Raw genomic sequence first — 15133 nt, 5'->3', positions numbered from 1 at the left:
ATAGCAAAAAATGCGGTGAAATTATCGCTTCCTTAATTGCCTTATCACTGCCTGATCGGAAAAGGGATAGCGAACATTACCAATTTGTTGATAGTCTTCATGTCCTTTGCCAGCAACTAAAATGATATCGTCTTTATCTGCCAGACTAATTGCTTTGGCAATGGCTTGCTTGCGATCTTCAATTTTGAAAACATTAGCTTGGGAAGTTATACCGACAGCGATCTCATCAATAATGACCACTGGATTTTCAGTGCGTGGATTATCACTGGTAATAATTGCAATATCTGCATATTGGCTAGCAATTTTTCCCATCAATGGACGCTTTGTTTTGTCTCTGTCTCCCCCACAGCCAAAAACAACCAGGATACGATTCTTTTTTACCTTGCTTAAAGTAGCCAGAACATTTTCCAAAGCATCCGGTGTATGAGCATAATCGACAATCATATAAGGCTCATGGGCAACCACCTCCATGCGCCCAGGAGCAGCTTGTAGTTCTGCCATCACCGAAGCAATCTGACCGATTGGATAACCATTAGCAGCCAAACTTGAAAACACGGCTAATGCATTATAAATATTGAAAAAGCCTAAGGCATTTATAGTCAACTGCGACCTGCCCCATGGGGAAATAACATCAAAATGTGTCCCGTTTAAACTTACATTCAGGTTTAAAGCTCGCACATCAGCGCCCTCTTTAAGGCCATAACGGAGTACTTGGCAATCCGGTGTAGTAATAGCATTTCTCATCAGCTGATGATAGGCATCATCGTGATTTAAAATTGCCCACTTTAAAGTAGGTTTAGCAAATAAGAGCATTTTTGCTCTGGCATAAGCATCCATGGTTAGATGATAATCCAGGTGCTCATGGCTTAAATTAGTAAAAATTGCCTGTTGAAAATCAATACCATCAACACGTTGTTGACAAAGCGCATGAGAAGATACTTCCATGCAAACTTGTTTAATTTTGCTTTGGTGATATTCAGCTAAAAGTTGCTGCAAGCAAAGCGCATCAGGTGTTGTATTTCCTAAATATTTCAGTCCAGGAACTTTCCCTTGCCCTAGAGTGCCGATATAGGCAGAGCCTTCTCCAAGCAATCCGTATGCTTGTGCTAACTGGTAAGCAATCGTTGTTTTTCCATTTGTACCAGTTACACCTGTCATGGTTAATTTTTTTGTTGGATAATCATAAAAATGACTAGCGATTTCTGCCAATTTTTTGGCAAGACCTGGTAAGGGAATACAAATTAAATCCTGTGGCAACTGGCAATTTTGTGGCCAATTATTTGGTTCATAAAGGATAGCAGCAGCACCTGCTCCTACCGCTTGAGGAATAAACAATCGGCCATCTGTCTGAGCACCAGGATAGGCAAAAAATATAAAACCTTTATTAATATGCCGACTGTCATTATGGAGACCCAGAATTTCATAATCAGGAAGGGCTACATCAGTCCAAGGGCGCATTAATTCGGCAAATTTCATTCACTAACCTCACATAGTCGTTTTATCAGGAGGAACTTCCAATATTCGTAGAGCTCCAGACATAACCTGTGCAAAAAGTGGAGCTGCTACCGCTGCCCCATAATAACTGTTTTTTGTTGGTTCATGAATAACCACAACCACTACCAAGCGTGGTTTTGAAACAGGAGCAATCCCCACAAAGCTAGCGATATGTCGATTTGCTTCATATCCATTTTTGCCAGCTATACGAGCAGTACCTGTCTTACCAGCAACACGATATCCAGGTACTCGCGCTAATTTTCCCGTACCCTCATTACCAAGCACAGCCTCCATCATAGCGAGAACTTGATCAGATGTGGTTTCATCCAGCACTTGCTCGCCTAATGAATTCGCTTGATTATGTATTAGAGTAACTGGCAAAGCTCGACCTTTGTTAGCAAAAATGAGATATCCTTTTGCCAATTGCAAAGCAGTTACTGAAAGACCATAACCAAAACCCAGTGTTGCTAATACAAAAGGATTGGCATCCTTGACATTGACAATACCGCCATCACTTTCCCCAGGATAACCACTTTCTGTTCGTTGGCCAAACCCGCTTCGTTGTAATAATCCAATTAACTGTTCAGGTGGACTTTGTAAAATCATTTTTGTTACACCAACGTTACTTGAGTGTTGTAAAACCCCAGTGACATCTAAAACACCGTAGTTATGAACATCACGAATGGTATGGCCATGGACTATCATCCAGCTTGGACGTGTATCAATAATGGTATCTGGTTTAACCAGGCCACTACCTAAAGCACTTGCAATACTAAAAGGCTTAATTACCGAACCAGGCTCAAACGTATCAGTAATGGCTTTATTCCGATAACTATCCCGTGTATAACGAGAACGTGCATTAGGATTAAACGAAGGAGCATTAGCTGCAGCAAGAATTTCCCCATTCGTTGTGTCAACAACAACAACGGAACCAGATTTTGCAGCGAATTTTTCAAGCGTATTCTGTAATTCATGATAGGCTAAATATTGAATACGACTGTCGATACTTAAAACAAGCTCATGTCCTGGGCGAGGTTCTTTTAGAACACCCAGTTCCTCAATGATTTGTCCCATGCGATCCTTTAGAATCCGCTTTTTACCATTTGCTCCCATGAGCCAATCCTGGTAAGCGAGCTCTAAGCCTTCAATACCAATATCATCAATATTGGTAAATCCCAGTAATTGAGCAGTGCTATCACCAGCAGGGTAATAACGCTTGAATTCTTGCTGAAAATTAACTCCTGGAATTTTGAGTTGCTCAATTTTTTTAGCAATCATAGGGGGTAACTGGCGACTTAGATAAAGAAACTCACGAGCACTGGCGCGTTTAACCCGTGCTAACAAGGTTTTGGCTGGGACCCCAACTAATTGTGATAGTTCTGCCAGCTGTTTTGCATTCGGAGAAAACACCTGAGGATTTAACCAAACGGATTGCACCGGTGTACTCACAGCTAAAGGGGTTCCTTGTCTGTCTGTAATCATTCCTCGGTAAGCTGGAATATCTACAGTACGAATACTGCGAGCATCCCCTTGGCCCTGCAAAAATTGACGATGCAAAACGGTTAAATCAAGCATCCGCCATAGAAGAGCACCTAGCAGCACTATAAAAAAACAAGAGACAACGATTAGCCGTGCCTGAGCGCCTCTAGCTTTCATCGAGTTTGCAACACAAAAGTGTCTTTGTCAGCAGGCAATTTCATTTGTAACTTCTCTACCGCTAACTCTTCAACTCGACCTGGTGTAGCCAGACTAGCTTGTTCAAGTAGCAACTGTCCCCACTGTAGCTGCAATTGCTGTGTCTGCTGTTCTAAACGTTGCAGTTCACTAAAACTAATACGATGCTCGTTAGTTACGTATACGACAGCCAATGCGCTGACGAGTACTGCAAGCAGTAATGATAAGATAAAACAAAGCTGTTTTGAGAGACGCATATCTGATAAATGTCCACTAAAAAGATTGCTTTGATGAATCGCTCTAGCTGCTGCGTTCATGCTATTTTCTCCCCTATTCTTAAAACTGCGCTACGAGCTCTGACATTACGTTTTACTTCGTCATCGCTTGCCTTTATCGCTTTACCCACTTTCTTAAAATTTGTTTTTACTTCTTCATGGCGTACTGGCACTCCCGGAGGAAGTCTGTTCCCTTGTTCTTTATCACGCATAAATTGCTTTACAATTCTGTCTTCTAAAGAATGGAAACTAATAACCGCCAAGCGCCCCCCTATTGCTAAAACATCAATAGCTGTGGTCAACACAGCAGTTAAATCACTTAATTCTTGATTAATGTGAATCCGTATTGCTTGAAATATACGTGTGGCAGGGTGCTTATGTTTTTCCCATTTAGGATTCGCTTGCTTAACAATTTCTGCCAATGTTTCTGTCGTCTCGATAGGTGATTGCGCTCTTGCTGCAACAATTGCCCGCGCAATACGTCCAGCAAAACGCTCTTCACCATATTCTCTGAAAACTGCAGCCATCTCATCAGCTTCTGCTTCATTAATAAATTGTGCAGCACTCAACTCTTGTTCTAGATCCATACGCATATCCAAGGGTCCCTGCTGCATAAAACTAAATCCACGCGCTGGGTTATCGAGTTGCGGAGAGGAGACACCTAAATCCAATAAAATACCGTTAACTTGCCCATAAACATTTTCTCTCTTGGCAAACTCAGCAAGTTTGGCAAATGAGCCATGATAGATATGAAAACGCTTATCATTAGAAAAATGTTGATTCGCATAACTAATCGCTTCAGGATCTTTGTCAATTGCTAACAATTTCCCAGAGTTAGATAAGTGCTGCAAAATAGCACGGCTATGGCCACCTCGACCAAAAGTTCCATCGATGTAAATTCCATCTGCCTTGATAGCTAAGCCTTCTAGTGCTTCATGCAACAATACAGATTGATGCGCCGTCATAATTTTTTCCATTACAAAGAAAAGGTTTTCATCTCATCGGGCAATCCACCACCTTCACCAGATGCTTCGTCAGCTAGCCACTTCTCACGTCTGGATTGCCACAATGATTCATCCCAAACTTCAAACTTATTACCTTGCCCAATCATTACTACCCGTTTATCGAGATGGGCATAATCTCTCAATAAAGGGGGGAGCAGCACGCGCCCATTACCATCTAGTTCAACATCTGTTGCATGCCCAATTAATAATCGTTGGATTCGTCGGGCTGCAGCATTAAAACTGGGCAAACTTTGCAATTTATCCTCAATAATTTGCCATTGTGCTGCTGGATAAAGCAGCAAACAAGTTTCTTCAGTATCAATTGTCACCACTAAAGGCGCCTTATCATTGCCTCCGGCCAACGCATCGCGATAGCGCGTTGGCACAGCAAGACGGCCTTTTCCGTCGATTGTGATGGCATTAATTCCACGAAACATAATTTTCTCTTTGTGGTTTGCTTTAAAAGCTTCCCACAATTCTCCACTTTTTTATATTTTAACCCACTTTTATACACTATAGAAACACTATTTCCCAAGCGTCAACCCCTGAACGCTTTTTTTATCAAAAAAAAAGCGCAAGACGTCCCTTCACAAAAGAATGTGCACACATAAATTCCACAATGGAAAATTTGATGACACTTGTCTTGAGATCATCTCTCTTTGGAGCAATAAAATTTCATGCGTTGAATAAAACAGAGTTAAAACTGAGTTACTGCAATAAAATGCTACTACTTTTTGTCATCTTAAACGCCAGAGAATAAAAGATGACCTAAAATCCAGGGCGTGCTCTCGATTGCTTTTATGTAGCGAGAGGCAATTTACAGCCAGAAAATAATTGACGTATGCCCCTAAACTACATTTAGACATTTAAAGCCGCAGCTAAGCGGATCCCTTGTAACACTAAATCAGGAACGAGGTAATCATAAATAGCTTGTTTATCAAATAAGGAAGCAAAGCCTCCGGTTGCCAATACTAAAACCTCTTGTCCAGCAAATGATTCCTCTTTAATTCGAGTAATTAATTCCCGGCATGCCCCTAATGCACCGTAAAATACGCCAGATTGAATGCTTTCAATCGTTGAACGCCCAACCACTTGTTCCGTTCTTATAATTTCTACGGCTGGCAATTTGGCAGTTTTTGAAGCCAGCGCATCTACTGATAAACGCACTCCTGGTAAAATTGCACCGCCCAAATAAGCCTTTGCTGCGGTAATAACACAAAAAGTAGTGGCCGTACCAAAATCAATAACAATAATATTTTTACCAGGATACGTTTGCGTCGCAGCAATAGCATTGGCAATTCTGTCAGCCCCTACTTCCAATGGATTACGGTATTTTATATTTAAGCCTGTTTTAACCCCTGCCTGCAGAAAGAAGGGATCCACCGAAAAATATTTAACGCAAGCTGACCGCAAAGAGTAATCTAATTGAGGAACTACAGAGCAAATAGCAATCTCATTAATTGCCTCTGGCGAGCATTGATTCTCCCGTAATACTGATTTCAAAAAAATACCTAATTCATCAGAGGTGCTAACCTGGGAAGTATGACGAAATCGAAGACGAATTTCTTCACCTGCAAATACACCACCATAAATATGGGAATTACCAACATCGAGACATAGCATCATGTTCGAGACTCAGCAGCCATTAGAAATCGCGATAGTAAGTCGAGTCACCCTGAGAATCAAGATAGCTATTACTCACAGCGCTAAAATCTTCAGAAAAAGATTTGTTTTTCATCATAAAGAATAAATTAATAACAATTAAAATACCAAACAGTAAAAGGAATGAGCACCGGCGAGATGGTTACAATGTAGCAATAAAGTAAAAGGGTGTAAGCTAAAGGAGTTTTTTAGTGATTGGAAGGTTAAAAGTCGGTCGATAAGCCGGGTTCTGTCATGGACAATCATTCATCTAGGACATGCGTCACCACATGCCTCAAGCGACCTACCCGAATCCCGTACGGGCCATACGTTCTAGCCTTGCAGCCAGTTAGATTCCTATTTGGTCTTGCTCCGAGTGGGGTTTACCCTGCCACGCCTGTTGCCAGTCGCGCGGTGCGCTCTTACCGCACCATTTCACCCTTACCTTTTAATTGTGGCTTACGCGACAATAAAGGCGGTATATTTTCTGTGGCACTTTCCGTAGGCTCACGCCTCCCAGGAGTTACCTGGCACTTTACCCTGTGGAGCCCGGACTTTCCTCTTTTTGAATGCAAAAAGCGATTGTCTGACCGACTTTGTAATCAATAGTAGCAGAATGCCCAGCAAAAGACCAGATAAACATAGCCATTGGTCACTCTGCTATTTGAAGTAGTAATTTGCTTACTACCTACTGCTTATCCTCGAGTACCAATAAATTCGTCATCGAAATAACGCTTTAATTTAGTACGTAACGTACCACGGCTCACACCAAGAACACGAGCAGCTTTAGATTGATTATAGCGAGTTAGCTCCATTACTGTACGAAACAGAGGTGCTTCCACTTCTTCAACGATTAATTGATAAAGATTTAAATTACTGTCTTTGCTACCAACAGTATTTAAATAACCTTTGACAGCCCCAACAACTTGTTGTGTTAGCGCTTCATTATATTGTTCAACTTGTTGCATAACTGCACTCATTATCCTCTCCAACATCCAAAAGTAAAAACGATCATACATTTAGTCAGTTATAAACCAACCATCATGCTCGATATACTACCAAATATCACAAAGTATGTAAACATTGTCTTAATGATATTCATTTATTAAGGGAAGCTTAAGTAAATTTAAGATTTTTTTCAAGCAATTTTTGCACGAATGACGCATTTAAGAGCCATCGGTAACATTTTTTTACATTTTTTTAACTGAAAACCTGTCTTTGCGACTCTAAATTGCAGCTTAATAATAAAAATTCTTAAATAAATAAGTTAAAAAATTAAAAATATGATTATTATTTGAAATTATTGAGCAATGGTTTTATATGAGCAATGGTTTTATAAAAGAATGGAACTGCAGATTGCCCTTTCTGATGAATGAATTAAATGATTAAAAATGAACTCTATTGTTAAAGCGGATAGCCTCAAATGCTCTGGATGAGAAAACCCTTGTGACGCTATCGCTGCATCAAGGCTACATGGAGTGCTTTTAAAGATAGTATCTATTCCTTGAAATCTTTGCCTATATCGATATCAAGCAAGAAGCAAGGACCTATCCTAATCAACCGTAAAACTTTCACCACAACCACATTGTCCCTTTTGATTGGGGTTATCAAAAACAAACTTATAATTTAATCCCTGTCTCACATAATCAACACTCATTCCTTTAAGATAGGGATAACTTGCTTTATCAATGCAAAGCAAATATCCCTCGGCCAAAGGCTGCACTACATCATTTTCCTGAGGAGCAAGGACATAATCCACCACATATGATAATCCTGAACAGCCTGTCTTTTTAACAGATAAGCGAACGCCTTTATTTTCTTGCTGCTTGCCAAGATAAGCTAAAATATGCCGCAGGGCTGTCTCACTTAAAGTAATATGCTTGGCGGAACTGCTAATATGTTGCATAACCTCGGACATTATTCTTCCCCTTTTAATTTAGCTTTCATTGCCTTTATCACTTCGCGATAGCCATCTTCAATTTGTAATGCAACCGGATATCGGGTTTTAGGTATTTCTAACTGCTCTACTAGCCAGGAATAATCCAGTTGCGGATGGTCATTAATATGACTGTCTTCCAGTCGCTGACAAATCAATTCGGCAGCAGCAACTAAGTAAGGATTACCATAAGCTTTAAAACAGGCTTTCAGCACACGCCCTTGCTTGTTACATAACAAATATAAATCAAAAACATCACCGCGCTCGGCCCCACCGCGATAATGAACACTTAATGGTTCTGATAAATCGAGAGTTCCAACATGCTTCGGTGCAAAAAAACAAGATTCTACAAGTTCATTATATATCATAGTGGTGATATTTCATGCAAACGGCCAATTTGGCAACAAATTATATTCACTGCTTGCTTAACTTGCTCCTCCGTCGTAAAACGGCCACAAGATAAGCGCACAGAACTAAATGCTAATTCATCATCTAATCCTAAAGCTCTAAGCACATAAGACGGTTGTAAACTAGCTGAAGCACATGCTGAGGTTGTTGAGATTGCCAAGTCTCTCAAGGCCAATAACAATGAATCGCCTTCTACTCCGGCAAAACTTACATTCAAATTGCCAGCGACTCGTTTGTGTTCATGACCATTTAAACGTACACCGGGTATATGTTTGATACCTTCCCATAACTGTTGACGCAATCGCAAAATATGCGCCTGCTCTTCCACGCGTGCAGCTTCTGACAAAGCAAAAGCCTCTCCCATACCAACAATTTGATGAGTTGCTAATGTCCCAGAACGCAAACCACCCTCATGCCCACCCCCATAAGATTGAGGTTGCAGACGTATTCGTGGTTTATGTCGCACATATAAAGCCCCAATGCCTTTAGGTCCATAATTTTTATGAGCGGAAAAGGACATGAGATCAACCGCTAAATGTTTTAAATTTAGCTCAAGTTTCCCGGCACTCTGAGCTGCATCAACATGAAAGACAATGCCTTTATTTCGCAAAAATTCACCAATAGCGGCAATATCCTGAACAACCCCGATTTCGTTATTGACGTGCATAATAGAGACTAACAAGGTATCCTCTCTAAGTGCTTGTTTTAAGTCATCAAGATTAAGCAATCCATCAGGCTGCGGTTCCAGGTAAGTAATCTCAAATCCTTCTTTCTCCAATTGATGGCATGTATCAAGAACAGCTTTATGTTCTGTTTTCATCGTTATCGCATGTCGCCCTTTACGCTGATAAAAATGAGCAGCACCTAGAATAGCTAAATTATTGGCTTCCGTTGCACCGGAGGTAAACACTATTTCAGCTGGCGTTACATGAATGACATTAGCAATTTGCTCACGAGCATATTCAACAGCTTCTGCAGCCTTTTTTCCATAAATGTGGGTACTTGAAGCTGGATTGCCAAAGAGGCCATCGGGGCCTAAGTAGGCCATCATTTTATCAATTACTCTCGGGTCTACTGGTGTCGTTGCCATATAATCCAGATAAATAGGCAAATTACTCATCCTTTCAGCTCCTCCTATAGAGTTTTTGGAAAGAGGTCCATTTAATTAAAGATAAAAAAAATACTGCATTTCTATTTACTATTCAAAGCCTTTTGAATATGACTTAAAATTCCTCGCAAAATCGTGACTTCCATGTACTCTAATTTTGCGCGATTAAATATGCGGCGAATCCGTTGTAGCAACCGTCTCGTAGGACGGGTAGGTTTTAAAAATTTGGTAGCAAGCATAACCTCATTCAAATGCTCATAAAATTGCCCTACTTCATCAGCAGTAGCTAATCTATCGTGATGGAGTTCTACTTCAGCAGCTGGCGATAAGAATTTCATACGCAATTCATAAGTAATGATTTGTACAGCTTGAGAAAGGTTTAAAGAGCTATATTCTGGATTACTGGGAATATTAATATGATAGTGACTGCGCAGTAACTCTTCATTAGTTAGCCCCGCATGCTCACGACCAAAAAGAATAGCAATCTCAGTTTGATCTGCTTTGCCAGCGATAAGAGTAGCGCATTCCGAGGGTGTCAAACCTGGCAATGGAATGCCTCGGGGCCTGGCGCTTGTCGCAAAAATGAGCTGGCAACCTTTTAATGCCTCATCCAGCGAATCGGTAACTATTGCTTCCTCAAGTACATCGTCAGCTCCAGCAGCCATCTCTAGAGCTTTTTGGTGGGGAAATGCTTTCGGTGTGACCAGGTAAAGGTTGCCAAAACCCATCGTTTTCATTGCCCTTGCTGTCGAGCCAATATTTCCAGGATGAGAAGTTGCAATTAATACTATTCGAATCGCAGAAAAATTCATAATCAGATCAGTTTTATCCAGCTTACATCAAATTGCCAACCCAAGTAGTAAGGTTCCACCTTACTAGAGATCATTGCTTCGACCTCCTAGCTACAATGATAGCTAAATATTCCTTCTGTGTGTGAAATAACAATTTGAAGAGGTGTTTTTTAATAATTGCAAACTATACAGCAATGACTTCTCTCTGTACAAAAAAAAATGTGTTAGAATCGCTGATTTTGTAAAAACGAGCAAACCATGCAACCATTATTAAATATTGCCATTACTGCAGCACGCCTTGCCGGTGACATTATTATCCGCCATATGGAACAGGTGGATCGCATTAAAGTAACTGCTAAAAGTGACGAGGAATACTTTAGCGAAGTGGATATTAAGGCTGAACAGGCAATAATTAATACAATACATAAAGCATATCCTGATCATGGCATTATTGCTGAGGAAAGTGGTGTTTATAATGATGATGCTGAATCTGTCTGGATTATTGATCCTCTGGATGGAACGACCAATTACCTTCATGGGTTCCCTTTTTTCTCGGTTTCTATAGCACACCGCTTTAAAAATCGTATTGAACATGCGGTTGTTTATGATCCGCTCCGACATGAGTGTTTTTCAGCCAGTCGTGGCCGAGGAGCTCAATTAAACGATCGTCGAATTCGTGTATCTAAAAAAACGCAACTTGCTGAATCATTATTAGGGACAGGTTTCCCTTTTCGTAATACTGCGTTAGCTCAACGTTATTTGCCGACTTTTGAGGTATTGGTTGGAAAGTGTGCAGGAGTTCGCCGAACAGGTTCCGCGGCACTTGATCTTGCCTATGTTGCCAGTGGACGATTAGATGGTTTCTGGGAATTTGGTTTGCGTCCCTGGGATATCGCGGCTGGTTCATTGTTAGTAAAAGAGGCTGGCGGAATGATTAGTAGTATACAAGGCGGGGAAGATTACTTGAAACGAGGGGATGTTGCCGCCGGAACCCCAAAAGTTTTTAAATCTTTATTACAGACACTGATGCCTGTAGTTAAAAGTTAAGTTAACAGGCGAGGAAGTTATTTAATTCTAAATCGGCATGCTTTTGATGGCGTAAAACGCCATCAACGCCATATTTTATGCCCTAACTCCAGGCTTTAAACCTAAAGCTGTCGGTAACTGATCAGCAAGTGCTGTACCCAAATTCTTGGAGAAACGTTCAAACACAGTTTGCTTGTAGGTGTAATCAATCACTTTTTCAAGCTGTATTTTTTCACGTACCAGCTGACCACTACTTGCAAAGTCGTCAATTAACCCTCGCGCTTTAGCCTGCTCTCCAGTCCAGAACAGTCCTGAAAATGTATCATCGTCAATTTTAAGTCGACTACCACGTCCTGCCTTTACTTTCGCTATAAACTGCTGATGAATCTCATCAAGCATTGTTTGTAGCAATTGTACTTGCTGTGGCGTTTCTGGGGAAAATGGATCAAGAAACCCTTTATTTTTTCCTGCAGTCACTAGACGTCTACTAATTCCTAATTTCTGCATGGCATCAACGAGACCAAAGCCATTATAGAGAACACCTATAGAACCAACGATACTGGATGGGTTCGCATAAATCTCTTCAGCTCCCACAGCGACGTAGTAAGCAGCTGAAGCACACATGTCGACACAAACAGCATAAGTTTTAATGTCAGGGTATTGTTGACGATAATATTGCAAGCTATTGTACATATAATCAGCTTGCACAGGGCTGCCGCCGGGACTATTAATACGAATTATAAGCGCTTTTAATCCCTTACTTTTATAGGCTGAATCTAAACTTTTAGCAAAATTTTCAGCACTTGCACTATCAGTATCAAAAATTGTTCCATTTACATCGATTAAACCTACGTGTGGTTTAATTCTTAAACTTTTATCTTCATCGTCATAGCTATAAATTTGGTAAATTATAAAAGCTAAAAATAGAACAATCAGAATACGTTTAATCCAACGCCAACGCCGCTTATGTTTTTGGTCGCGCATGAATTCGATAACTATTTGATTTAACAATTTTTGTGAATCAGAATTATCCGGAGGTAAAGTTTCATTCATTTGTAATTTGCCACTTGATTTTTTTAAATGAACCCACATTTTACGGCAGGACAGAAGTATTTTAAACAAACATTTTAGAGAGGTTCTATTATGCGGATGGATAAGCTCACCTCAAAATTTCAAATGGCTCTAGCCGATGCTCAATCCTTAGCATTGGGGCGAGATAACAGCTTTATTGAACCAGAACACTTAATGAAAGCCCTGCTCGATCAGCAAGGCGGCAGTTGCAGACCTTTATTGACCAAAGCAGGTGTAAATCTGTCACAATTACGTACTTTAATTGATCAGGCTTTAGATAAACTTCCTAAAGTTTCTGGTACTGGTGGTGAAATTCACATTTCTAATGGACTCGGTCGATTATTAAACTTAACTGATAAATTAGCTCAACAACGCAAAGACAGTTATGTCTCTAGCGAATTATTTATTCTTGCTGCGATAAGCGAAGAAGGAAGCCTCTCTAAATTATTAAAACAAGCTGGAGCAGATAAACAAGCCATTGAGAAAGCAATTAATGATATCCGCGGTGGCGAAAACGTCAATGATCCTAATGCCGAAGAACAGCGTCAAGCATTGGAAAAATACACTATTGATTTAACCGAGCGAGCAGAGCAAGGCAAACTTGACCCGGTAATTGGTCGTGATGATGAAATTCGTCGCACTATCCAGGTTCTTCAACGTCGTACTAAAAATAATCCAGTACTTATCGGGGAACCAGGCGTGGGTAAAACTGCAATCGTTGAAGGCTTGGCTCAACGCATTGTTAATGGCGAAGTGCCTGAAGGTTTAAAAGACAAACGGTTATTATCTTTAGATATGGGAGCACTTATTGCTGGTGCTAAATTCCGCGGTGAATTTGAAGAGCGCTTAAAAGCTGTGTTAAACGATTTGGCCAAACAAGAAGGACAAATTATTCTTTTCATTGACGAGTTGCACACAATGGTTGGTGCGGGTAAAGCGGAAGGGGCTATGGATGCTGGGAATATGTTAAAACCATCTCTGGCTCGTGGTGAGTTACATTGTATCGGCGCAACTACTTTAGATGAATATCGCCAATATATTGAAAAAGATGCTGCTCTTGAAAGACGCTTTCAAAAAGTTTTGGTTGATGAACCCAGTGTTGAAGACACTATTGCCATTTTACGGGGATTGAAAGAGCGTTATGAAGTGCATCATGGCGTAGATATTACCGATCCGGCCATCATTGCAGCAGCAACATTGTCACACCGTTATATTACTGACAGACAACTACCCGATAAAGCAATTGATTTAATTGACGAGGCAGCAAGTCAAATTCGCATGGAAATTGATTCCAAACCTGAAGCACTTGATAAACTAGACAGACGTCTCATTCAACTAAAAATTGAAAGAGAAGCCCTCAAGAAAGAAAGTGACGAAGCTTCGAAAAAACGTTTAGTTGATCTCGAACAACTTATTAGTGAGTTAGGGAAAAATTATTCCGATCTTGAAGAAATCTGGAAAGCGGAAAAAGCTACTTTACAGGGAGCAACACAAATTAAAGAAGCTTTGGAGCAGGCAAAAATTGAACTTGAAACAGCTCGAAGAGCCGGCGATTTAGGACGTATGTCGGAGTTGCAATATGGACGCATCCCAGAGCTTGAAAAACAATTGACGCAAGTTGCAGACACCGAGGCAGGGGAAACTAAACTAGTACGCAATAAAGTAACGGAAGAAGAAATTGCAGAAGTTGTTTCTAAATGGACGGGAATCCCAGTTGCTAAAATGCTGGAAGGTGAAAAAGAAAAACTACTCCATATGGAAGAAGCTCTCCACAAACGCGTCATCGGACAAAATGAGGCGGTTGATACTGTAGCGAATGCCATTCGTCGATCACGCGCAGGATTAGCCGATCCTAAGCGCCCCATTGGCTCATTTTTATTCCTTGGTCCTACAGGCGTCGGTAAAACGGAACTTTGTAAAGCGCTGGCAGCCTTCCTCTTTGATACTGAAGAAGCTATGGTGCGTATCGACATGTCTGAATTCATGGAGAAACACTCTGTCGCAAGACTTATTGGTGCTCCCCCTGGCTACGTAGGTTACGAAGAAGGTGGATATCTGACAGAAGCGATACGTCGTCGTCCTTATTCAGTTATCTTACTTGATGAAATCGAAAAAGCTCACAGTGATGTATTTAATATTCTTTTGCAGGTTCTGGATGATGGCCGTCTAACTGATGGGCAGGGAAGAACCGTTGATTTCCGTAACGCAGTTATTGTCATGACATCTAATCTAGGCTCATCCCTTATTCATGACATGGGAAGCAAACTCTCCTATGAACAAATTAAATCCGCTGTAATGGATATTGTTGGTCAGCATTTTCGACCTGAGTTCATCAATAGAATTGATGATACCGTCGTTTTCCATCCTTTAGGCAAAGAACAAATTGCCACCATTGCTTCGATTCAAATTGGTTATTTGCAGCAACGATTGCAACAACAGAACATTGAATTGGATGTCACGCCAGAAGCCCTGGCTCATCTTGCAGAAGCGGGATTTGATCCTGTCTATGGGGCAAGGCCATTAAAAAGAACAATTCAACAAAAACTTGAAAATCCTTTAGCACAAGCTTTATTAACAGGTAAATTTAAATCTGGCGATACAATAAAAGTCATATGGAAAGACGATCATTTGCATTTTAATGTAGATTAAACAGGGAATGCTATTCTTTATCTATCATAAGAGCCCCATGAATACATGGACGCTCT

At 40.7% G+C, this 15133-nt stretch carries 14 protein-coding genes and 1 other RNA gene; 2 read left to right on the top strand and 13 right to left on the bottom strand.

Annotation, left to right across the window (positions count from 1 at the left end):
- Positions 1-21: 21 nt before the first annotated feature.
- The 12 genes from PXX05_RS03285 to PXX05_RS03230 all read right to left on the bottom strand — a co-directional run bounded on the left by PXX05_RS03285 (position 22) and on the right by PXX05_RS03230 (position 10352).
- Complete coding sequence (locus PXX05_RS03285) at positions 22-1476, bottom strand: UDP-N-acetylmuramoyl-L-alanyl-D-glutamate--2,6-diaminopimelate ligase (protein ID WP_275089631.1); 1455 nt, start codon at positions 1474-1476, stop codon at positions 22-24.
- 9 nt (positions 1477-1485) lie between these two features.
- A complete protein-coding gene (locus tag PXX05_RS03280; RefSeq protein WP_275089630.1) occupies positions 1486-3150 on the bottom strand; it encodes a peptidoglycan D,D-transpeptidase FtsI family protein in 1665 nt (554 codons plus the stop codon).
- Positions 3147-3485: a cell division protein FtsL gene (gene ftsL / locus PXX05_RS03275; protein WP_275089629.1), complete on the bottom strand. Its 339-nt coding sequence runs from the start codon at positions 3483-3485 to the stop codon at positions 3147-3149. The genes PXX05_RS03280 and ftsL overlap by 4 nt, the downstream gene beginning before the upstream one ends.
- Positions 3482-4408: a 16S rRNA (cytosine(1402)-N(4))-methyltransferase RsmH gene (gene rsmH / locus PXX05_RS03270; protein ID WP_275089628.1), complete on the bottom strand. Its 927-nt coding sequence runs from the start codon at positions 4406-4408 to the stop codon at positions 3482-3484. Before rsmH ends, ftsL begins: the two co-directional genes overlap by 4 nt.
- An 11-nt stretch (positions 4409-4419) precedes the next feature.
- Complete coding sequence (gene mraZ, locus PXX05_RS03265; protein WP_275089627.1) at positions 4420-4884, bottom strand: division/cell wall cluster transcriptional repressor MraZ; 465 nt, start codon at positions 4882-4884, stop codon at positions 4420-4422.
- A 421-nt stretch (positions 4885-5305) separates the two neighbouring features.
- Positions 5306-6073 carry a type III pantothenate kinase gene (locus PXX05_RS03260; RefSeq protein WP_275089626.1) on the bottom strand — a complete coding sequence of 256 codons (768 nt, stop codon included), beginning with the start codon at positions 6071-6073 and terminating at the stop codon, positions 5306-5308.
- Between the two features lie 238 nt (positions 6074-6311).
- An RNA gene (gene rnpB, locus PXX05_RS03255) (RNase P RNA component class A) lies at positions 6312-6686 on the bottom strand.
- A 97-nt stretch (positions 6687-6783) separates the two neighbouring features.
- Positions 6784-7068 (bottom strand): helix-turn-helix domain-containing protein, encoded by a 285-nt coding sequence (locus PXX05_RS03250; RefSeq protein ID WP_275089625.1) that lies wholly within the window; start codon positions 7066-7068, stop codon positions 6784-6786.
- Between the two features lie 572 nt (positions 7069-7640).
- Positions 7641-8006, bottom strand: coding sequence for a HesB/IscA family protein (locus tag PXX05_RS03245; RefSeq protein WP_275089624.1), 366 nt, complete (start codon positions 8004-8006; stop codon positions 7641-7643).
- Positions 8006-8392 carry an iron-sulfur cluster assembly scaffold protein gene (locus PXX05_RS03240; RefSeq protein WP_275089623.1) on the bottom strand — a complete coding sequence of 129 codons (387 nt, stop codon included), beginning with the start codon at positions 8390-8392 and terminating at the stop codon, positions 8006-8008. The genes PXX05_RS03245 and PXX05_RS03240 overlap by 1 nt, the downstream gene beginning before the upstream one ends.
- A complete protein-coding gene (locus tag PXX05_RS03235; RefSeq protein WP_275089622.1) occupies positions 8389-9552 on the bottom strand; it encodes an IscS subfamily cysteine desulfurase in 1164 nt (387 codons plus the stop codon). The genes PXX05_RS03240 and PXX05_RS03235 overlap by 4 nt, the downstream gene beginning before the upstream one ends.
- A 71-nt stretch (positions 9553-9623) precedes the next feature.
- Positions 9624-10352, bottom strand: coding sequence for an RNA methyltransferase (locus PXX05_RS03230; protein ID WP_275089621.1), 729 nt, complete (start codon positions 10350-10352; stop codon positions 9624-9626).
- A 237-nt stretch (positions 10353-10589) separates the two neighbouring features.
- Here PXX05_RS03230 and PXX05_RS03225 point away from each other — a divergent pair, with 237 nt between their 5' ends.
- The gene (locus PXX05_RS03225) at positions 10590-11378 is read left to right on the top strand and encodes an inositol monophosphatase family protein (RefSeq protein ID WP_275089620.1); all 789 of its coding nucleotides are present in this window, start codon (positions 10590-10592) and stop codon (positions 11376-11378) included.
- Positions 11379-11453: 75 nt separating this feature from the next.
- On the opposite strand, the gene PXX05_RS03220 is transcribed toward PXX05_RS03225, so the two are convergent.
- Positions 11454-12410, bottom strand: coding sequence for a S49 family peptidase (locus PXX05_RS03220; protein WP_275089619.1), 957 nt, complete (start codon positions 12408-12410; stop codon positions 11454-11456).
- Positions 12411-12500: 90 nt separating this feature from the next.
- Here PXX05_RS03220 and clpB point away from each other — a divergent pair, with 90 nt between their 5' ends.
- Positions 12501-15077: an ATP-dependent chaperone ClpB gene (gene clpB / locus PXX05_RS03215; protein WP_275089618.1), complete on the top strand. Its 2577-nt coding sequence runs from the start codon at positions 12501-12503 to the stop codon at positions 15075-15077.
- Positions 15078-15133 lie beyond the last annotated feature (56 nt).

Source organism: Legionella cardiaca (assembly GCF_029026145.1).
In the GTDB taxonomy this organism is placed as follows: Bacteria; Pseudomonadota; Gammaproteobacteria; order Legionellales; family Legionellaceae; genus Tatlockia; species Tatlockia cardiaca.
This window is presented reverse-complemented; position numbering and strand designations above follow the sequence as displayed.

Excerpts from the sequence above, each read along its gene's own strand:
- PXX05_RS03240 (WP_275089623.1), bottom strand. The coding sequence starts at position 8,392 with ATGATATATAATGAACTTGTAGAATCTTGTTTTTTTGCACCGAAGCAT.
- PXX05_RS03260 (WP_275089626.1), bottom strand. The coding sequence starts at position 6,073 with ATGATGCTATGTCTCGATGTTGGTAATTCCCATATTTATGGTGGTGTA.
- PXX05_RS03230 (WP_275089621.1), bottom strand. The coding sequence starts at position 10,352 with ATGAATTTTTCTGCGATTCGAATAGTATTAATTGCAACTTCTCATCCT.
- PXX05_RS03220 (WP_275089619.1), bottom strand. The coding sequence starts at position 12,410 with ATGAATGAAACTTTACCTCCGGATAATTCTGATTCACAAAAATTGTTA.
- clpB (WP_275089618.1), top strand. The coding sequence starts at position 12,501 with ATGCGGATGGATAAGCTCACCTCAAAATTTCAAATGGCTCTAGCCGAT.
- PXX05_RS03250 (WP_275089625.1), bottom strand. The coding sequence starts at position 7,068 with ATGAGTGCAGTTATGCAACAAGTTGAACAATATAATGAAGCGCTAACA.
- rsmH (WP_275089628.1), bottom strand. The coding sequence starts at position 4,408 with ATGACGGCGCATCAATCTGTATTGTTGCATGAAGCACTAGAAGGCTTA.
- mraZ (WP_275089627.1), bottom strand. The coding sequence starts at position 4,884 with ATGTTTCGTGGAATTAATGCCATCACAATCGACGGAAAAGGCCGTCTT.
- PXX05_RS03285 (WP_275089631.1), bottom strand. The coding sequence starts at position 1,476 with ATGAAATTTGCCGAATTAATGCGCCCTTGGACTGATGTAGCCCTTCCT.
- PXX05_RS03235 (WP_275089622.1), bottom strand. The coding sequence starts at position 9,552 with ATGAGTAATTTGCCTATTTATCTGGATTATATGGCAACGACACCAGTA.
- ftsL (WP_275089629.1), bottom strand. The coding sequence starts at position 3,485 with ATGAACGCAGCAGCTAGAGCGATTCATCAAAGCAATCTTTTTAGTGGA.
- PXX05_RS03225 (WP_275089620.1), top strand. The coding sequence starts at position 10,590 with ATGCAACCATTATTAAATATTGCCATTACTGCAGCACGCCTTGCCGGT.
- PXX05_RS03280 (WP_275089630.1), bottom strand. The coding sequence starts at position 3,150 with ATGAAAGCTAGAGGCGCTCAGGCACGGCTAATCGTTGTCTCTTGTTTT.
- PXX05_RS03245 (WP_275089624.1), bottom strand. The coding sequence starts at position 8,006 with ATGTCCGAGGTTATGCAACATATTAGCAGTTCCGCCAAGCATATTACT.